Raw genomic sequence first — 18,598 nt, 5'->3', positions numbered from 1 at the left:
CACAGCGCGATTCGCGATCCAATATGCCGATGAACGAACTTACGCCTCTTCTCCTGCTTCCTCTGGCCTCCATTTTTTTCGTGGCAGGCTTCGCCAAGGGCGTCACCGGCATGGGTCTTCCCACCGTCGCCATGGGGCTGCTCGGCACCCTCATGCCGCCGGCTGCGGCGGCGGCCCTGCTTCTGATTCCTTCCTTCGTGACCAATGTCTGGCAGCTGCTTGCAGGGCCGTCCCTGCGAAGCATCGTCAAGCGTCTATGGCCCATGATGCTCGGCATCGTCGTGGGCACGGTGGCCGGCTCGGCGTGGCTGGTAAGCGTGGACCCGATATGGTCCAGCTTCAGCCTGGGCGCCGCCTTGATCGTCTATGCCGCCTATGCGCTGTTCTCTCCGCCGCTGGGCGTATCGCCCCGCAAAGAACCGTGGCTGTCGCCGCTGGTCGGGCTGTTCACCGGCGGCATCACGGGCGCCACCGGTGTTTTCGTGATGCCCGCCGTGCCATATCTGCAATCGCTTCGCCTGCACAAGGACGAACTGGTTCAGGCGCTGGGACTCTCCTTTACTGTTTCTACAGTCGCCCTGATGGTCGGCCTGACAGCTCATGATGCCTTCCGCCTGGGCCAGCTGGGCTGGTCCTCGCTGGCCATTCTGCCCTCCCTGGCCGGGATGTGGCTGGGCCAGAAAGTCCGCGCCCGCATCAGCGCCAAAACATTCCGGCTTTGCTTCCTGCTGTTCTTGCTGCTGCTTGGCGTGAAGCTGGCATCGCGTCCATTCCTTTGATGCAGCTCGCGCTTGATTATTTGCCTGAGGCAATCAATAATATGCTTCAGGCAAATATATCATCCGGCTCCCGAAATGCCATCCCATGCTCTCCAGGCCCGCGCAGAAACCATTCGCCGTTTCAACCGCTTCTATACGCGCCAGATCGGCGTACTGCATGAACATCTCTTGAACAGCGAATTCTCGCTGACCGAAGTGCGTATCCTGTATGAACTCGCGCACCGCTCGGGGCTCACGGCGTCAGACCTATGCCGGGAATTGGGCTTGAATGCGGGATATCTGAGCCGGGTGATCACCGGTTTCGAAAAGAAGGGGCTGATCGTCAAAACCCGCTCCGCGGCGGACGCGCGCATCATGCAGCTGGAATTGACCGTCAAAGGCCGCAAGACCTTTTCGCCTTTGAACGAGGCCTCGCGCCACGAAGTCATGGCCATGCTGAAGCAGCTTTCGGAACCCGGGCAAGAGCAGCTGGTGGGCGCAATGGAACAAATCCAGCAGTTGCTTGGCGGCGCATCGCCCAACTATCTGCTGCGGGATCCGCGACCGGGCGACATGGGTTGGGTGGTCCACCGGCATGGCGCGCTGTACGCGCAGGAATATGGCTGGAATGCCGACTTCGAGGCGCTGGTGGCCGAGATCGTCGCCAAGTATATAAGGGAGTACGACCCCACGGGCGAACGATGCTGGATCGCCGAGAAGGACGGCAAAGTCGCGGGCTCGGCATTTGTCGTCAGGCATGACTCGGAAACCGCCAAGTTGCGCCTGCTGTATGTCGAGGCCGCGGCACGCGGTCTGGGCATCGGCCACCGGCTGGTGGATGAGTGCCTGCGCTTCGCCCGGCTGGCAGGCTACAAGAAGATGATGCTCTGGACCAACAGCGTGCTGGTCGATGCGCGCAGAATCTACGAACGCGCGGGCTTTCGCCTCGTCGAGGAAGAGCCGCACCACAGCTTCGGCAAAGACCTGGTCGGCCAGATCTGGGCGCGCGATCTGTGACGGCCGGCCACCGCGCGGCCACGGTCGCCGCCGCGACGACCGGCGTGCTCGTCGGCGCAGCCATGGTGTCCACACGGGTGGTATCCCCCGACGCGTCGCCCGCCACACTCGCCTTCCTGCGCTACTTGATCGGACTAGGCGTGCTTTGCATACCCGTCCTGCTGACGTCGCGCACGCGCTTCCCGCTCAAGGACGCCGCCGCCATCGCCATCATCGGGATATTCCAGTTTGCGATACTGATTGTCTTGCTGAACCATGCATTGGAAACGCTTTCGGCGGCAACGTGCGCACTCGTGTTCTCCACCATGCCTCTGTTCACCATGTGCCTGGCCATTGCCTTGCGGCATGAGTCCTACCACCCGGGGAAGCTGGCCGGCCTGCTGCTGGCAATCTGCGGCGTCGGCTTTCTGCTGCTTTCATCGTCACCGGCCGTCGGCACCGAGCAGAGGGACCCCGCGGCGCTCGCCGCCTTGATAGGAGCGACGGCGATCGGCGCCGTCTGCAGCATTCTCTATCGCCCCTATTTGCGGCGCTATGCCACCCTGCCCACCAGCATGCTTGCAATGTGCGCAGCGGTGGTCTTCCTGACCGGCCTTTGCCTCGTCATGGGCGAGCCTCTTGCGCCCGAGCTGTCCACCGTCCAATGGCTGAATGTGGGCTTCATCGGATTATCCAGCGGGCTGGGCTATTTTTGCTGGCTTTGGGCGCTGGCCAAAATCGACGCCAGTCAGGTGGTCGCGTTCCAGGCGCTGGGCCCAGTGACCGCCGCGGCCATAGAACTGGCGATTTCACGACAGCCGCCATCCTGGCAGCTCCTTGTTTCCATCGCGCTGGTGGTCTCAGGGCTGCTTTTGGCATGCCTTCGGCCTGCAGGGGGCCCGCTGCGGCCGTGAGCGGGCTGATTCGCTTAGGGCCCGTTAACGCTAAAAGGCAGGCGGCACTGGCCGTCCATTGGACGGCTGACCAGGCGCGGGCGAGGCGGCGTGGTTGATCCACATCAGCCGCATGCCATATGTTCGTCATATATCTTTGATATGGTGCACGTCCATCCCTGTCTGCTCCCTGAAAAGCGCCGCCTCATGACAAACAATCTATCCGAGCACACCCAACGGCTCTATGCCGAGATGATCGACAGCTTCGATGAAGAACTCGAAATGGAAATGGACGACGGGCGCATGGAACGCTTGCTGTCCGGCGACGATCAGGTCGCCGACGGCATGGACCGGCGCCTGTATTTCCGGGAGCTGCTGCGCTTGCAGGGCGAGCTCGTCAAGCTTCAGGACTGGGTGGTCGCCAACAGATTGAAAGTCGTCGTCATCTTCGAGGGACGTGATGCCGCCGGCAAGGGCGGCGCGATCAAGCGGATCACGCAGCGGCTCAACCCCCGGGTCTGCCGGGTAGCCGCCTTGCCCGCGCCGAACGACAGGGAACAGACGCAATGGTATTTCCAGCGATATGTCTCGCATCTGCCCGCCGGCGGCGAAATCGTCCTGTTTGATCGCAGTTGGTACAACCGTGCCGGCGTCGAGCGCGTCATGGGCTTCTGTACCGACGAGCAGTACGAGCAGTTTTTCCGCGATGTGCCGGAGTTCGAGAAAATGCTCGTTCGTTCGGGCATCGTGCTGATCAAGTACTGGTTTTCAATCAGCGACGATGAACAGCACCGCCGCTTTCTGATGCGCATGCATGACCCGTTGAAGCAATGGAAGCTGTCGCCCATGGACCTGGAATCACGCCGCCGCTGGGAAGCCTACACCAAGGCCAAAGAAGAAATGATCGAGCGCACCCACATCCCGGAGGCGCGCTGGTGGATAGTCGAAGGTGTGGACAAGAAGCGCGCCCGCCTGAACTGCATATCGCATTTGCTGGCGCAGATTCCCTACGGCGAAGTGGTGCACGAGCCCATCGCCCTGCCTGCTCGCGAACATCACCCGGACTACACCAGGAATCCATTGCCCCCGGACATGTTCGTACCGGCGATCTACTGATGCGCGCGGCCGTCGGCGCGACGCGAACTCGCAGAGAGTCCGGCAGGCAGAGCCATCAGCACGAGCAGCGCTCCTAAAGCAATGGCGGAAGAAAGCCATAATGCCCGTACGCCGAATGCTTCGAGGCAAATGCCGAAAAGCCATGGCGCCATGGCCTGGGCGATGCGCGCGGGCACCATGAGCAGGCCCTGGCGGCTGCCGTAGCCGGCCGGCCCGAAGATCACCAGCGGCAACGTACCCTTGGCGATCGTCAAGATACCGTTACCCGCGCCATGCAGGATGCCGAACGCCGCGGCAGCGGGTGCGCCGATGGCCCCGAAGGCGAGCGCGCCGATGGGATGCAGCGCCGCGGCAAGACGAGCTGAAAGCAGCGGATGTATGTTGCGCAGAAATCCGAATTCCAATAAACGCGCCGCCACCTGCGCCGGGCCGATGAGCGCTCCCACCATGACGGCAGTGGCCAAGGTCGCACCACCGGCCTGCAGCAGTCTTGGCAAGTGCGCGGCCATTGCGGTGCTGATGAACCAGGTGGCCGCGAATACAAAGGAAAGCGCGATCGAGGCCCAGCGATGCGCGTTTCGGGACGGCGTTGCCGTGTCATCCGCGAAATCGTCCTCCGCCGCTGCGGCGTCGGCGCGGCCGGGCGCCGCCAGCCTGGGCAGGCTGAGATTGAGTGCCAGCCCCAAAGTCAGATGGAGCGCCGCCCAGGCAAAGCATGCCCCCCGCCATCCAATCTGCAGTTCCAGATAGCTGGAAAGCGGCCAGCCGACCGTGCTGGCGAAGCCCGCAATCAGCGTGATGCCGGTAATGACGCCGCGCGACCTGGTTCCATAGAGCGCGACAAGAGCGGAAAATGCCGCCTCGTACAGGCCGCAGCCCATTCCTATACCTATGATCAGCCACGCCGAAAACATGCCCGCCGGGCCTTCGGCAAGGCCCAGTCCCGCCAGTCCCAGCGCAAATATGACGCTGGATGCGGCCAGCACGGGCCGTCCTCCGGAACGATCGATGAGGCGGCCGGCGTACGGACCCAACACCGCGGAAACAATGAGGGCAGCGCTGAAGGCGGCAAATACCATGGCGACCGAGATGCCGAGATCGCGCGCCATCGCTTCCGCCAGCATCGCGGGCAGATAATAGGACGAGGCCCAGGCCAAGGTTTGTGCGATTCCCAACCTGACTGCAACACCGACATTGGGTTCAGCGATCATTCTTTTCTTCTTCTGGGCCGAGGGGTCAGACCCATTGGGTCTGACCCCGTGATTATCATGGCGTCTTGAGCTGTATCTCCATGCTCTGGTAGTAAGCTGCGAGGTTGGCCATGTCGTCGTCGCTGAGGCCGGCCGCCATGAGGTTCATCACCTCGTCCTCGCGCGCCTTGGATTTGAAATCCTTCAGCGCTTTCACCAGGTACATTTCGTTCTGGCCGGCGAGATTGGGTGCGTCGGGGGCCGTTGCAATACCCTTGGCGCCGTGACACACCGCACATTGCATGGACTTGGCCCGACCGGCCTCGATATCCCCGCTCCAGGAGGGCGAGGCCAGGCCGGCCAAGCCAAGACCAACGAAGATCGAGACCGAGCCGCGCCACCTGGGAGCGAATCTGCCATCGCCGCTCCCAGCCGGCCGCCGGATGCTGCTACTTCCCTTCATACGCGACCCGATAAATGGCGCCCACCATGTCATCCGAGACCAGCATGGAGCCGTCGGGCAGAAAGGCGACGTCGACGGGGCGACCGAGGTACTCGTTCTTGTCGCTCAGCCAGCCTTCCGCAAAGATCTCCGTCTCGCCGGCCGTGCCGTCTTCTTTCAAGCTCGTGAAGAGGATGCGCGCGCCGATAGGCGTGGTTCGGTTCCACGACCCATGCTGAGCCGAAAACAAGCCAGTGCGATATTTTTCGGGAAACATCTCGCCTTTGGCAAAGTGAATGCCGAGGTCAGCGGCGTGGGCGTCCGTTTCGACCTGAGGGAACACCACGTCGGCGGGCGGGTCGGCATCCTTGAACTCCACCGTGCGTATTTTGCCGCCCCCGTAATACGGGAAGCCAAAATTCTGGCCGGCCTGGGGCGCGCGGTTCAGCTCGCCCGGTGGAATATCGTCTCCCATGCCATCCACCTGGTTGTCGGAGAACCAGAGCACCTTGTCCTTGGGGTTGAAATCCATACCAACCGAATTACGGACCCCGTATGCAAAGACCTCGCGGTTCTTGCCGTCTGCGTCCATCCGTAAGATGCCCATCATGCCGGTCTTGTCGTAAAGCTCGAGTTTCTCCTTGGGCGGCACGTTGTATGGATTGCCGAGCGTGATGTACAGCTTGTTGTCCGGACCGATGCGGCAGGTGCGTGCGCCGTGGTTGAAGCTTTCTTCAGCCACCGGTATGAGCTCGCCTTGCGGGACGACAATGCCTGCGGCGACATCCGGCCCTTCATAGAAGAACTCGGCTGCCGGAAACACGAGCACGCGGTTGTGCTCGACACTGTACAGAAAGCCGTCCTTGGAAAAGCACAATCCGTTCGGCACCTTGAAGCTTACGGAAGGCGCGAAACGCTTCACGTCGTCTGCTACGCGGCTCTTGGTCCGGTCTGTTACCGACCAGATCTTGTTTTTCCGAGTGCCGACAAACACGACGCCGGTCGAGGGCCCGACCGCCATGTGCCGGGCATCGGGCACAATGGCATAGAGGCTGATCGCGAATCCCTCGGGAAGCTTGATGTTCTTGAGAATGCGCTTGATTGCCTCGGCACGATCACCTGTTTGCGGGATGGACTCGATATCCAGCGAGGCGCCTGTCGTGCCCATGTTCATGAGCTTTTCAATGTTGTCCGGAACCTTCCCCTGACCCTGCGCGATCACGCCGCTTGATAGCGCGCCGAACGCCAGTCCGACTACAACTGCTGATACACATTTCTTAATGCGCTGCATTGTCGTCTCCTTGATTGGGCTTACTGACCCTCTGCAATTGCGGAGGGCGTTCTGATTCTACGCTCGATAACTGCTTTTGGAACATTCTTCGTGAAGGGGCCGGGCCGCCATCCGCCATTTTCCCGAGTGACAAAACTCCAAACTGAGTGGAATGTCGATTTTCAGTCTGGACAACCCAGGCCGATGCGTGTTTCGGGCAGCGGCGTATCCACGGACGTGTTGCCCGCGAGCTTTCGTATCTTCTCGGCCAGGTCCTGCCCCCTCTGTCACAATAGATGTCCGCTCAGTTGATTTGAGTTTTTGAGTGAGCGGATGGAGTGAAGCAGTGCCCAGCTACAGCGCAGAATTCAAAGAACAGGTGGTCAGAAAGTTGATGCCCCCGCACAATCAGACGGTGGCCGCCGTGAGCCGTGAAACCGGCATCTCGCAGGCAAGTCTCTATAATTGGAAGAAGCAGTTTCGAGCCAAGGGATTTATTGTGCCCAAGAAGTCGACGCAGGCGGATCAGTGGGATGCCAAAGCCAAACTGACTGCAGTGATTCAGACGGCCGCGATATTTCACCGCCTGATGTTCAATGCTCCGACCTGCATCCACATCGGCCAACGCCTCGTAGGTGAGCCGATCCCGTTCTTCTTCCTGAGCGATCCAAGCGACCAGGGCCTGCTGGATGACCCAGCCGCGTGAACGTCCAAGTCGCGCCGCCATCTTGTCCACCTTGTCGGCAAGATGGAGCGGCACATGTGCGGTCAGCACCTTGGTTGTCATCTTCATGCCACGCCCTCCATATAAGCTGAGTTAACGCCAAGTAGATCATTAGGATTGTCATGGGCCAACGAGGCACTGCCTATACATTCCAGGCAGCAAAAACAATAGAAACGCCCCGTTTCTGAATCCCACCCCAACCCCATTTTTGCCCTGAAACACGCAACAGCGCTAGATCTAGCCATTTTTCGGAGTTCAGAACTGAGTGGCGGAAGTTCAAACCTCAGTGGCGTTCGACATGGACACCAGGAGCGACTCAAATGTAACAAAACTTACCGCCCCTCTTGAAGAATAAAACTTCGTCCTTATAATTAGCACTCGAAGGGGATGAGTGCTAACAACGTCCCCCGCCTTTTTTTGATTAATTACTATTGAACAGGAGTTCCTCCATGGCACTGCGTCCTTTGCACGATCGCGTGATCGTCAAGCGTCTGGACAACGAGCGCACTACCGCCTCGGGTATCGTCATCCCTGAAAGCGCCGCCGAAAAGCCCGATCAGGGCGAAGTCGTGGCTGTCGGTCCCGGCAAAAAGACGGAAGACGGCAAAGTGCTTCCTGTAGACCTGAAAGTCGGTGACAAGGTTCTGTTCGGCAAGTACGCCGGCCAGGCCGTCAAAGTCGACGGTGAAGAACTGCTCGTCATCCGCGAAGAAGAAATTCTCGCCGTGGTCCAGTAATCAGATACCGAATCAAACAAGGAATTAGACAATGGCTGCTAAGCAAGTACTGTTCGGCGATGACGCGCGCGTGCGCATCGTCCGTGGCGTAAACACTCTCGCCAACGCTGTTAAGACCACGTTGGGCCCCAAAGGCCGCAACGTCGTGCTCGATCGCTCTTTCGGCGCCCCCACCGTCACCAAGGACGGCGTGTCGGTTGCCAAGGAAATCGAACTGAAAGACAAATTCGAAAACATCGGCGCCCAACTGGTCAAGGAAGTCGCTTCCAAGACCTCCGACAACGCCGGCGACGGCACCACCACTGCCACCGTTCTGGCGCAGGCCGTCGTCGAAGAAGGCCTGAAGTACGTGGCCGCCGGCATCAACCCCATGGACCTGAAGCGCGGCATCGACAAGGCTGTCGCCGTTGCCGTCGAAGAACTGAAGAAGCTGTCCAAGCCTTGCACCACCAGCAAGGAAATCGCCCAGGTAGGCTCCATCTCGGCCAACAGCGACTCCTCCATCGGTGAAATCATTGCCAACGCAATGGACAAGGTCGGCAAGGAAGGCGTCATCACCGTCGAAGACGGCAAGTCGCTCGAAAATGAACTGGACGTCGTCGAAGGCATGCAATTCGACCGCGGCTACCTGTCGCCCTACTTCATCAACAACCCGGACAAGCAAGTCGCCGTCCTGGACGATCCGTACATCCTGATTTTCGACAAGAAGATCAGCAACATCCGTGACCTGTTGCCCGTGCTGGAGCAAGTCGCCAAGTCCAGCCGTCCTCTGCTGATCGTGGCTGAAGACGTCGAAGGCGAAGCGCTGGCCACCCTGGTTGTCAATAACATCCGCGGCATCCTGAAGACAACAGCCGTCAAGGCCCCCGGCTTTGGCGACCGTCGCAAGGCCATGCTGGAAGACATCGCCATCCTGACCGGCGGCGTGGTTATCTCCGAAGAAACCGGCATGTCGCTCGAAAAAGCCACCCTGGAAGACCTGGGCCAGGCCAAGCGCATCGAAGTTGCCAAGGAAAACACCACCATCATCGACGGCGCCGGCGACGGCAAGTCGATCGAAGCGCGCGTCAAGCAAATCCGCGTCCAGATCGAAGAAGCCACGTCCGACTACGACCGTGAAAAGCTGCAAGAGCGCGTGGCCAAGCTGGCCGGCGGCGTTGCCGTGATCCGCGTTGGCGCGGCGACCGAAGTCGAAATGAAGGAAAAGAAAGCACGCGTCGAAGACGCGCTGCACGCAACCCGCGCCGCAGTGGAAGAAGGCATTGTTCCCGGCGGTGGCGTTGCTCTGATCCGCGCCAAGGCAGCGGTGCAGGCCGTCAAGGGTGACAACGCAGATCAGGACGCCGGCGTCAAGCTGATCCTGCGCGCCATCGAAGCGCCTCTGCGCACCATCGTTGCCAACGCCGGCGACGAGCCGAGCGTCGTGGTCAACAACGTGGCGAACGGCCAGGGCAACTACGGCTACAACGCCGCCACCGGCGAGTACGGTGACCTGGTCGAGCAAGGCGTTCTGGATCCCACCAAGGTAACCCGCACCGCGCTGCAAAACGCGGCATCGGTTGCCAGCCTGTTGCTCACGACCGAAGTCGCCGTGGCTGAAATCGTGGAAGACAAGCCAGCCGCCGCCATGCCCGACATGGGCGGTATGGGCGGCATGGGTGGCATGGGCGGTTTCTAAGCCTCATTGCCAGAGCCGGCACTACCGCCGGCTCGCCCAGGCCTCGCCTGCAAAGAAAATCCCGGCCTCGAGCCGGGATTTTTTATGGGCGAAAACGGCGTTGAGACCTTCCTTCCCCTTTCTTGCTTTCCGCTTTTACGCCGTGCGGGCCGCTGCGCGTTGCACGAAGCGCCCCGTCAGGAAACCGCCATCGACGACAATGCACTCGCCGTTGACATAGCTTGCCTCGGACGTGAGCAGGAAGGCGACGACGCCGACGATATCATCGGGCGTGCCGATGCGGCCGGAAGGAATGACGGTGCTGATCTGATCGCGATAGGCGGGCGAAACCAGGCCTTCGCGCACCTCGACCAATCCGGGCGCCACGGCATTGACGCGTATGCCCAAGGGGCCGAATTCCTGAGCCAGCGATTTGGTCAGCATCACCACGCCGGCCTTCGATGCGCCGTAGTGCGCAACGCCCGTACGGGCAGAAAAAGCCGATGTCGACGCGATGTTGACGATGCTGCCTCCTGTACCGCGCTTGACCAGGCTCCGGGCCAATGCCTGGCTGCAGAAGAATGTGCCTTTCAGATTGGTGTCCATGACCTGATCCCACTCCTCCTCGCTCATTTCGAGCGCGGGCTGGCTGGGGTAGACACCGGCATTGTTGATCAGCACATCGATGTCGCCCATCTCGCGCTCGACGGATTCGAAGACCCGTGCGATGCTGGAAGCCGAGCTCACGTCCAGGCGGTAGGCCCGCGCGCTGTCGCCATCCGGTGACAATTCGCCTGCCAGCGTGCCGGCGCTTTCCTCGTCGAAGTCCGTCACGGCGACTGCGTAGCCGCGTTCATGCAGCGCCTGCGCGATCGATCGGCCTATGCTTCTTCCCGCCCCCGTCACCAATGCGAGTGGCCTTTTTGCTTGAACCATTGATTTGCTCTCCTGAAATAACGCGGGTCGTACCGACGCCGGCGCGGTGATAGTGTAAGCTCTCACCCGGGTCTGCAATCCATAGAACAACGCAATGAAAGTGCACTCACCTTACAAAAGCAAGGGCGGATTCGGCCGGCTGCTGAACGCCTTGCGCTATTCGGCCAAGGGGCTGAACGCCGCATTCCGGCACGAAGCCGCATTCCGGCAGGAGCTTCTGGCGGCCTGCGTGCTCGTGCCCGCCGCCATTTTCCTGGCCCGCAGCGTCGTCGAGGCACTGCTGCTGATCGGCGTACTGGTCTTCGTGCTGATCGTCGAACTCGTCAATTCCGCGCTGGAAGCCTTGGCCGACACGATCACTCTGGATCATCACCCTCTAATCGGCCGCGCCAAGGACCTGGGCAGTGCGGCGGTGCTGCTGGCCATTCTCTTTGCCACCGCCGTATGGGTGACCGTGCTCGGTGCGCGCTTCGGCGCCTGGAGCTGACTGGCACGCCCCATCCCGCAGCCTATAATCTTCGGCTGCATCCATTATTTTGACGCCTCTTCCATGATTTTCACGCAAAAACTCGAAAACGCCTGGTCCAGCAGCGGATCGCTACTCACAGTCGGCCTGGATCCCGATACCCAGCGCTTCCCGGCCGAGCTGCAAGGGCGTCCGGATGCCATTTTCGAGTTCTGCCGCTCCATCGTCGATGTAACCGCCCCGTACTCGTGCGCGGTGAAACCGCAGATCGCCTATTTTTCCGCGCATCGCGCCGAAGATCAGCTGGAAGAACTTTGCGCCTACATACTCACGCACCATCCCGAACTGCCCATCATTCTTGACGCCAAGCGTGGCGATATCGGATCCACCGCCGAGCAGTACGCCCGCGAAGCATTCGAGCGCTACCAGGCGGATGCCGTCACGGTGAATCCCTACATGGGTTTCGATTCCCTGCAGCCCTATCTGGAATGGAAAAGCAAGGGCGTGATCGTGCTGTGCCGCACTTCGAACGAGGGCGGATCCGATCTGCAATTCCTGGAAGATGCGGAAGGCACGCCGCTTTATCTGAAAGTGGCAAGCCTGGTGGCCGAGCGCTGGAATACCAATGGCCAATGCGGCCTGGTGGTGGGCGCGACTTTCCCCGATGAAATCGCCAAAGTCAGGGCGCGCGTGGGAGACATGCCTTTGCTGGTCCCGGGCATAGGCGCACAGGGCGGCGACATCCCCGCCACTGTCCGGGCGGGCGCCAATGCGCAAGGCAATGGCATGATGATCAATTCGTCCCGGGCCATTCTGTACGCCAGCTCGGGAGACGATTGGCGCGAAGCCGCCGCGCAGGCGGCGCGCGCCACGCGCGATGCAATCAATGCGGTTCCGAGGGGTCAGACCCCATGTTGAGACGGTGAGGGGTCAGACCCCATGCGGGGTCTGACCCCAGCGACGCTGCTCGAAAGATCCAGGGGTCAGACCCCGCATGGGGTCTGACCCCTCAAGTATCGGCCATGAAATCCAGCGCGGTGGCCAGCGCAAAAGCCACTGCGGCATTGCGGACCTGCTGGCGATCGCCTTCGAACACCCGCGTGACCGCCCGCGTTACGACGCCTTGAGAGGTGCGCTGGGCAAAGCCGAAACACACCATGCCCACCGGCTTGCCCGGCGTGCCGCCGTCGGGACCCGCGATGCCGGTGGTGGATATTGCCACGTGGGCATCGCGCGTGACGGTCAATACGCCCGAGGCCATCTCCATGGCTGTTTCTTCACTGACCGCCCCGAAGCGCTCCAGTGTTTCCGCATTGACGTGCAAATGCTGTATTTTTGCCGCATTGCTGTAGGTGACGAAACCGCGGTCGAACCATAGGCTGGATCCCGGCGTATCGGTCATGGCGGCCGCCAGCAGGCCGCCTGTGCAGGACTCCGCGCAAGCGAACATCCAGCCGCGCTCCCGCAAGGCATTACCGAGTTGTGGAGCAAATATCAATGCGTCGTGATTTGTCATGCAAACACCCCGAGTCGGACGAAGACGGCCATGAGTAGCAAACTATAGGCCGCGGCCAGGATATCATCCCACATCACGCCGAAACCGTTCTTCAGGCGCGCATCGAAATAGCGTACGGGCGGTGGCTTGATGATGTCGAACCCCCGGAACACGGCGAACGCCACCGCCTGCGCGATCAGGCTGGAAGGGGTGAGCCAAAGCACGAGCCAGAACGCGACGATTTCGTCCCAGACCATTCCGCCATGGTCCGGCACGCCCATTTCCCGTCCCGTCTTTCCGCAAGCCCAGCATCCCAGGGCAAATGCAGCCAGGATGATCGCAGCGATGTAGGGATCGGGCAGGCGGCCCACCGCCACGGCCCACAGCAGCCAGCCCAGCAAGGTTCCCCAGGTGCCCGGGGCGGGACGGAGCAAGCCGCTTCCCAGGCCGAACGCGATGATGCGGTGCACGGCGCCGAATGCCCAGGCCGGCGCCACGGCTACCCTTGTTTTGCTGGCTGGTCTGGTTTGGTGGATGTCCGGCATGGTGTGATCGATGAGTCCGGCAGGTTCAGGAAAAATGATCGAAGCCGCCCTCGGCGGGCGGCTCGATGGCGCGATCGCCGTGGCTTATGCGCAATCCTGGCTCGGGGACGATACGGCCGATACGCGTCAATCGCAGCCTGAACTGATCCGCCAATTCAAGGATACGCACGCGTTCGCCGGGTGCCGCGGTAAAGCACAACTGATAGACGTCGCCGCCCGTCAGCACCGCATTGCGGATGAGTTCATCTTCGAGCCCGGCCAAGGCGTCGTCAACAGGCAGTTCGGCGTATTCCAGTTCCGCGCCGCAAGCGCTTGCTTTCAATATATGGCCCAGGTCCTGAACGAGTCCATCAGAGATGTCCAGCGCGGCGCGCGCGACGCCGGCCAGGGCGGCGGCGAATGCCATCGGCGGCTCGGGCCATTCCAGCTGGCGCCGTGTTGCCGCCAGCCGATGCGCGTCGGACGGCAAACGCCCTTGCAGCAGGCGCAAGGCGATATCTGGAGCGCCCAGTGTGCCCGTCAGCCAGATATCGTCGTTCGCCTGGGCGGACGAACGGCGCAACGCGTGTTCCGGCAGGACTTCTCCCATGACGGTGACGCTGATGGCGATGCCGTCCTCGCTGCGCGTGGTATCCCCCCCCACGAGCGGGCAGCCCGCGCGTTGCGCCAAGGCATGAAAGCCGCCGGAAAACGCCTCGAGCCAGGCATGGTCTGCCTTGGGAAGGGATACACCGAGCAGGCAGGCCAGCGGTCTGGCGCCCATCGCGGCAAGGTCCGACAGATTGACGGCCAATGCCTTGTGGCCAAGCGCACGAGGGTCCATGTCGGCGAAGAAATGCCGACCCTGGACAAGCAGGTCGGTGCTGGTGGCCAGCCTATGGCCGGCGGTCACGGGAATGAGCGCGCAGTCGTCGCCCACCCCGAGATAGTCCGGCGGAGCGGGCCGATTGAAATAACGGGCGATGAGGTCGAATTCCGTACCCAACAGGCCCTACCGGCGTGTGGCGGCCTGCGCTTCGACGGGCCGGACATCGGCGGCCATCTTGTCCAGCACGCCGTTCACGAACTTGAAGCCGTCTGTGCCGCCAAAGGATTTGGCCAGTTCCACTGCCTCGTTGATGGCCACTTTGTAGGGGACTTCGATGTGGTGGACGAGCTCGTAGCTGCCGATGAGCAAAATGCCGTGCTCGATGGGGGACAGCTCTTCGAGCGGCCGATCGACATAGGGCAGGAAGCGTTCGCGCAGCGCGGGCGCTTCGCGCAGCACGCCATGCAGCAAGGTCTTGAACCAGGCTGCGTCGGCCTCCTGGAATTCTTCATCGTCGCGGATGTGGGCGTCGATCTCACCGGCCTCCTGCAGGCCGGCGTCGCCGCGCAGCAACCATGCGTAGACGCCCTGCAGGGCGAATTCGCGCGCGCGCCGGCGGGCGCTGCGGGCATTGGAGCGGGAAGGCCCGCCCGTGGACGCGGCCTTCGTTTTGCTTGTGGTCAAAGTATCAATCCTCGTCGTCTTCGTCATCCTCGTCGTCTTCATAGTCATCGTCGTCATCGGACTCTGGCTCGAGAGCGGCCACGAGGTTGGCCATTTCGACCGCGCCACGGGCGCAATCACGGCCTTTTTCGGCAGCGCGCGCCTGCGCCTGCTCGTCGGTGTCGGTCGTCAGCACGCCATTGGCGACCGGAATTCCGGTTTCGAGCGCGACACGGCTGATGGCCGAAGCGCTTTCATTGCTGACGATCTCGAAATGATAGGTTTCGCCGCGGATTACGGCGCCCAATGCGATCAGGGCGTCGAACTCGAAGGTTTCCGCCATTTGCGCCAGGGTGATGCCCAGTTCGAGGGCCCCGGGCACGGTCACGACCATGACATCGCGCTCATCCACGCCCAATTCGGCCAGCTCGGCCAGGCAGGCGTCGAGTTCAGCCACGCCGATCTCTTCGTTGAAGCGCGCACGCACAATACCTATATGCAGACCTTCCCCGTTGAGATCGGGAGACAAAGTATATGGATTCATAGTCGGCAGTTCCTGTCAGGGGTGGGAAAGAGGTTCGCTATCGTAACCTGTTATGGTCAGGGAAAAACCGGCCATGCTCGGCATTTTTCGCGGCCGAGCCAGCAGACGGGCTTTTCCGACATTCAGGTCGCGCATGATTTGCGCGCCTATGCCGTAGGTGCGAAGGCCATAGCGGCTTTCGCGGTCGCTGAGCTTGCCGCCCGGCGCGGGGTCCTGGTTCCAGGCCTCGAACTGACTGGAGATCAGCTCTTCGGAGCCCTGGCAGTTGAGCATGATCATCACGCCCGAAGGCGCGGCGGAGATGGCCCTGAGTGCGCTGGGCACGCTCCAGCTGTGGGCGGTTTCGCCGTCGACGAGGACGTCGAGCAGGCTGGTGGGTTCGTGGACCCGGACCAGTGTTTCGATGTCTGGCGTGATCGTGCCGTGCGTGAGCGCCAAGTGCGTTGCCCCGGATGCCAGATCGCGATAGGCGACCGCTTTGAATTCGCCCCAGGCCGTCTTGATGTCGCGGCTGGCCAGGCGTTCGACCATGGATTCATGCTCGCTGCGATACTGGATGAGATCGGCGATGGTGCCGATCTTCAGGCCGTGTTCGCGCGCGAAGAGCTTGAGGTCCGGCAGGCGCGCCATGGTGCCGTCGGGCTTCAGGACCTCGCAGATGACGGCGGCCGGGGTAAGGCCGGCCAGCGCCGTCAGGTCGCAGCCCGCTTCCGTGTGGCCGGCGCGAACCAGCACGCCGCCACGCACGGCCTGCACCGGGAAGATATGCCCGGGCTGGACCAGATCGGACGGCTTGGCATCGCGCGCGACCGCGACCTGGATGGTGCGGGCGCGGTCGGCGGCCGAAATACCCGTTTCGACGCCTTCGGCGGCCTCGATGGACATGGTGAAGTTCGTTCCGAAGCGCGTGCCGTTGCGGCTTGCCATCAGGGGCAGCTCCAGCTGCCTGCACCGCTCTTCCGTCAGGGTCAGGCAGACCAGCCCCCGGGCGTGCGTCACCATGAAGTTGATGGCTTCCGGCGTGACGTATTCCGCCGCCATGACCAGATCGCCCTCGTTTTCGCGGTCTTCTTCGTCGACCAGAATGACCAGCCGGCCGGCGCGCAGTTCGGCGACGATTTCCGGTACCGGCGAGATATCGAAGGACTGCGCCGCATCCAGATCCAAATCGGAAATATTGCTCATGACTATAAGTTAAAGGCCCGAAGGCTCATCGGAAAGTTGACCCATTTTAACGCCTGAACCGGCTGTGAAGGCGCATTGTTGCCCAGAACGGGAAACTCTGCCTGACGCAGGAGGGATTGGGGTCGGACCCTATAGGGTCACGCTGGAGGCGTTGGGGTCAGACCCTATAGGGTCTGACCCCGTGCCGGTTGAAGGGGTCTGACCCCGTCAGCCCCTGGTAATATCGTCGCTGGAACAACTTCCCGTTCGCATCATGCTCGGAAACAACGCCACGTCCAAGCCCAACGACAGCCGTCGCAGCATCCAATCGGTGGAAACCGGCTTTCCGCTCCTTGCCGCCCTGGTCGATGCGGGGGTGCCGCTGACCTTGCGGGATCTTGCGCAGCGGGCGGGCATGACGTCCGCGAAGGCGCATCCTTATCTGGTCAGCTTCTCGCGCGTGGGGCTCGTTCAGCAGGACTCCGCGACCAGCCAGTACGAACTCGGGCCTTTCGCGCTGCAAATGGGCCTGGTCAGCCTGCAACGCCTGGATCCGGTCCGCGTTGCCCTGCCCCATGTCCAGGCGCTGGCGAGCAAGATCGGCCACACCCTGGCCATTGCCGTGCTGGGTTCGCATGGGCCGACGATGATCCACATTTCAGAGGCCAGCTACCCGGTCCATGTGAACATGCGCACCGGTACGGTCATGTCCATGCTGCATACGGCCACAGGGCATGTATTCGCGGCCTGGCTGCCGCCCAAGGTGGCCGAACACTATATCGAGCGGGAAATCGGGGACAAGGCGGTGGTCACCAGCATCAGCGCCTTGCGGCCCAGCCCCGAAGCCTTGAGCGCCCTGCTTCAGGATATCCGGAAAACAGGCTTGGCGCGGGCGCTGGGCAATCCGCTGCCAGGCATCGACGCCCTGTCCGTGCCGGTGTTCAACCATTCGGGCAACATCGTCCTGGCGCTTACCAGCCTGGGGCCCAGCTCGCTGTTCGACGCCAGCACCAACGGGCCGACCGCAGTAGCCCTGAAAGAATGCGCGGCAGAGGTCTCGCGCCAGCTGGGCTACCGGCCGGCGCGCGAATGACTGGCGCGGTGGGCGACAAGTGTGCTATTTCTATTTCATGTCATTCTCGATATGATTGACGCCTAAAACAATATCAAACAAGACCGTACCAACCGGAGACAAACCATGAAGGCTTCAAAACTGCTCGTGCTGGCCGCCGTGTTCACCGCATTTGGCGCCGCCCAGCCGGCCCTCGCCCAAGACACCTGCAAGAACCGAGGTGACCTGGACAACATGTATTGCGACGACAACAATGACCTTGTCGCCGATACGCCCACCGATCCCGCCAAGCTGAAAACGCCGTCCACCATCGTCTTCACCTACACGCCCGTCGAAGACCCGGCGGTCTATGCCGAAATCTTTTCCCCGTTCACCAAGCATCTGGCGCAGTGCATGGACCGCAAAGTCGTGTTCTATCAGGTGCAAAGCAACGCCGCCGAGATCGAAGCCATGCGGTCGAACCGCCTGCACGTCGGCGGCTTCTCGACCGGCCCCACCAACTTCGCCGTCAACCTGGCGGGTGCCGTGCCTTTCGCGGTAAAGGGCGATGCCAACGGCTTCCAGGGCTACAACCTGATCCTCATCGTCAAGAAGGACAGCCCTTACAAGACGCTGGCCGACTTGAAAGGCAAGAAGGTCGCCCACACCTCGCCGTCGTCCAATTCGGGCAACATGGCGCCCATCGCCCTCTTCCCGAAAGAAGGCCTGGTGCCGGGCAAGGATTACGACTTCCTCTATTCCGGCAAACACGACCAGTCCGTCATGGGGGTGAACTCCGGCGACTATGACGCGGCCGCGGTGGCGTCCGACGTATTCCACCGCATGGCGGAACGCGGCCAAGTCAAGGAAGACGACTTCCGCGTCCTCTATCGCAGCGAAAAATTCCCGACCTCGTCCTTCGCCTATGCCTACGATCTGGAACCCGCCTTCCGCGACAAGATGCTCAAGTGCTTCTACGATTACCGCTTCCCCAAGGAAATGCAGGAAGCCTTCGACGGCGCCGACCGCTTCTACCCCGTCACCTATCAAAAGGACTGGGCCATCGTGCGCGACGTAGCCAAGGCGGGGGGCGAAAGCTTCACCCGTTCCGCATACGACAAAGCCAACCAGAAGAAGTAAGGC

21 protein-coding genes are annotated in these 18,598 nt (G+C 61.7%); 10 read left to right on the top strand and 11 right to left on the bottom strand.

Annotated features, from left to right (window positions below):
* Nucleotides 1-23: 23 nt before the first annotated feature.
* The 4 genes from ACSBPU_RS04765 to ppk2 all read left to right on the top strand — a co-directional run bounded on the left by ACSBPU_RS04765 (nucleotide 24) and on the right by ppk2 (nucleotide 3,763).
* On the top strand, nucleotides 24-779 hold the full coding sequence (locus tag ACSBPU_RS04765; protein ID WP_442596064.1) for a sulfite exporter TauE/SafE family protein: 756 nt from the start codon (nucleotides 24-26) through the stop codon (nucleotides 777-779).
* A gap of 75 nt (nucleotides 780-854) precedes the next feature.
* Nucleotides 855-1,775: a bifunctional helix-turn-helix transcriptional regulator/GNAT family N-acetyltransferase gene (locus ACSBPU_RS04760; protein WP_442596062.1), complete on the top strand. Its 921-nt coding sequence runs from the start codon at nucleotides 855-857 to the stop codon at nucleotides 1,773-1,775.
* Entirely contained in the window at nucleotides 1,772-2,668 is an 897-nt protein-coding gene (locus ACSBPU_RS04755) for a DMT family transporter (RefSeq protein ID WP_442596060.1), read from the top strand. The genes ACSBPU_RS04760 and ACSBPU_RS04755 overlap by 4 nt, the downstream gene beginning before the upstream one ends.
* A 186-nt stretch (nucleotides 2,669-2,854) precedes the next feature.
* Nucleotides 2,855-3,763 (top strand): polyphosphate kinase 2, encoded by a 909-nt coding sequence (gene ppk2, locus ACSBPU_RS04750; RefSeq protein ID WP_442596058.1) that lies wholly within the window; start codon nucleotides 2,855-2,857, stop codon nucleotides 3,761-3,763.
* Here the strand turns inward: ppk2 and ACSBPU_RS04745 are convergent.
* The 4 genes from ACSBPU_RS04745 to ACSBPU_RS04730 form a co-directional block, all read right to left on the bottom strand.
* A complete protein-coding gene (locus ACSBPU_RS04745; RefSeq protein ID WP_442596056.1) occupies nucleotides 3,757-4,974 on the bottom strand; it encodes an MFS transporter in 1,218 nt (405 codons plus the stop codon). The genes ppk2 and ACSBPU_RS04745 overlap by 7 nt on opposite strands.
* Nucleotides 4,975-5,029: 55 nt before the next feature.
* The gene (locus ACSBPU_RS04740) at nucleotides 5,030-5,416 is read right to left on the bottom strand and encodes a c-type cytochrome (protein WP_442596054.1); all 387 of its coding nucleotides are present in this window, start codon (nucleotides 5,414-5,416) and stop codon (nucleotides 5,030-5,032) included.
* Nucleotides 5,403-6,686 carry a PQQ-dependent sugar dehydrogenase gene (locus ACSBPU_RS04735; protein WP_442596052.1) on the bottom strand — a complete coding sequence of 428 codons (1,284 nt, stop codon included), beginning with the start codon at nucleotides 6,684-6,686 and terminating at the stop codon, nucleotides 5,403-5,405. The genes ACSBPU_RS04740 and ACSBPU_RS04735 overlap by 14 nt, the downstream gene beginning before the upstream one ends.
* Nucleotides 6,687-6,969: 283 nt before the next feature.
* Entirely contained in the window at nucleotides 6,970-7,458 is a 489-nt protein-coding gene (locus ACSBPU_RS04730) for a CopG family ribbon-helix-helix protein (protein ID WP_442596050.1), read from the bottom strand.
* 380 nt (nucleotides 7,459-7,838) lie between these two features.
* Here ACSBPU_RS04730 and ACSBPU_RS04725 point away from each other — a divergent pair, with 380 nt between their 5' ends.
* Complete coding sequence (locus ACSBPU_RS04725) at nucleotides 7,839-8,126, top strand: co-chaperone GroES (protein ID WP_180065501.1); 288 nt, start codon at nucleotides 7,839-7,841, stop codon at nucleotides 8,124-8,126.
* A gap of 31 nt (nucleotides 8,127-8,157) precedes the next feature.
* Complete coding sequence (groL, locus tag ACSBPU_RS04720) at nucleotides 8,158-9,804, top strand: chaperonin GroEL (RefSeq protein ID WP_442596047.1); 1,647 nt, start codon at nucleotides 8,158-8,160, stop codon at nucleotides 9,802-9,804.
* Between the two features lie 135 nt (nucleotides 9,805-9,939).
* Here groL and ACSBPU_RS04715 read toward each other — a convergent pair whose 3' ends face one another.
* Nucleotides 9,940-10,719, bottom strand: coding sequence for an SDR family NAD(P)-dependent oxidoreductase (locus ACSBPU_RS04715; RefSeq protein ID WP_442596045.1), 780 nt, complete (start codon nucleotides 10,717-10,719; stop codon nucleotides 9,940-9,942).
* A 94-nt stretch (nucleotides 10,720-10,813) separates the two neighbouring features.
* On the opposite strand from ACSBPU_RS04715, the gene ACSBPU_RS04710 reads away from it, so the two are divergent.
* Together ACSBPU_RS04710 and pyrF are read left to right on the top strand one after the other, a co-directional pair.
* A complete protein-coding gene (locus ACSBPU_RS04710) occupies nucleotides 10,814-11,206 on the top strand; it encodes a diacylglycerol kinase (protein WP_442596043.1) in 393 nt (130 codons plus the stop codon).
* Nucleotides 11,207-11,269: 63 nt separating this feature from the next.
* Nucleotides 11,270-12,103, top strand: coding sequence for an orotidine-5'-phosphate decarboxylase (gene pyrF, locus ACSBPU_RS04705; RefSeq protein WP_442596041.1), 834 nt, complete (start codon nucleotides 11,270-11,272; stop codon nucleotides 12,101-12,103).
* Nucleotides 12,104-12,194: 91 nt separating this feature from the next.
* Here pyrF and ACSBPU_RS04700 read toward each other — a convergent pair whose 3' ends face one another.
* Genes ACSBPU_RS04700 through ribBA form a run of 6 tightly spaced genes read right to left on the bottom strand, consistent with a single transcriptional unit; the run spans nucleotide 12,195 to nucleotide 16,425 of the window.
* Nucleotides 12,195-12,701 carry a CinA family protein gene (locus ACSBPU_RS04700; RefSeq protein WP_442596039.1) on the bottom strand — a complete coding sequence of 169 codons (507 nt, stop codon included), beginning with the start codon at nucleotides 12,699-12,701 and terminating at the stop codon, nucleotides 12,195-12,197.
* Nucleotides 12,698-13,225, bottom strand: a complete 528-nt coding sequence (locus ACSBPU_RS04695) for a phosphatidylglycerophosphatase A family protein (protein WP_442596037.1) — start codon at nucleotides 13,223-13,225, stop codon at nucleotides 12,698-12,700. Before ACSBPU_RS04695 ends, ACSBPU_RS04700 begins: the two co-directional genes overlap by 4 nt.
* Before the next feature lie 25 nt (nucleotides 13,226-13,250).
* Nucleotides 13,251-14,210, bottom strand: a complete 960-nt coding sequence (gene thiL, locus ACSBPU_RS04690; protein WP_442596035.1) for a thiamine-phosphate kinase — start codon at nucleotides 14,208-14,210, stop codon at nucleotides 13,251-13,253.
* 6 nt (nucleotides 14,211-14,216) lie between these two features.
* Nucleotides 14,217-14,717 (bottom strand): transcription antitermination factor NusB, encoded by a 501-nt coding sequence (nusB, locus tag ACSBPU_RS04685; protein WP_180065517.1) that lies wholly within the window; start codon nucleotides 14,715-14,717, stop codon nucleotides 14,217-14,219.
* A gap of 4 nt (nucleotides 14,718-14,721) precedes the next feature.
* Nucleotides 14,722-15,240 (bottom strand): 6,7-dimethyl-8-ribityllumazine synthase, encoded by a 519-nt coding sequence (gene ribH, locus ACSBPU_RS04680; protein ID WP_180065519.1) that lies wholly within the window; start codon nucleotides 15,238-15,240, stop codon nucleotides 14,722-14,724.
* A 15-nt stretch (nucleotides 15,241-15,255) separates the two neighbouring features.
* Nucleotides 15,256-16,425 (bottom strand): bifunctional 3,4-dihydroxy-2-butanone-4-phosphate synthase/GTP cyclohydrolase II, encoded by a 1,170-nt coding sequence (gene ribBA / locus ACSBPU_RS04675; protein ID WP_180065522.1) that lies wholly within the window; start codon nucleotides 16,423-16,425, stop codon nucleotides 15,256-15,258.
* Between the two features lie 253 nt (nucleotides 16,426-16,678).
* On the opposite strand from ribBA, the gene ACSBPU_RS04670 reads away from it, so the two are divergent.
* Both ACSBPU_RS04670 and phnD read left to right on the top strand, forming a co-directional pair.
* Nucleotides 16,679-17,497 carry an IclR family transcriptional regulator gene (locus ACSBPU_RS04670; RefSeq protein ID WP_442596032.1) on the top strand — a complete coding sequence of 273 codons (819 nt, stop codon included), beginning with the start codon at nucleotides 16,679-16,681 and terminating at the stop codon, nucleotides 17,495-17,497.
* Between the two features lie 105 nt (nucleotides 17,498-17,602).
* A complete protein-coding gene (gene phnD / locus ACSBPU_RS04665; protein ID WP_442596030.1) occupies nucleotides 17,603-18,595 on the top strand; it encodes a phosphate/phosphite/phosphonate ABC transporter substrate-binding protein in 993 nt (330 codons plus the stop codon).
* Nucleotides 18,596-18,598: the final 3 nt, after the last annotated feature.

It is taken from the genome of Parapusillimonas sp. JC17 (assembly GCF_052180245.1).
GTDB lineage: Bacteria > Pseudomonadota > Gammaproteobacteria > Burkholderiales > Burkholderiaceae_B > Parapusillimonas.
This window is presented reverse-complemented; position numbering and strand designations above follow the sequence as displayed.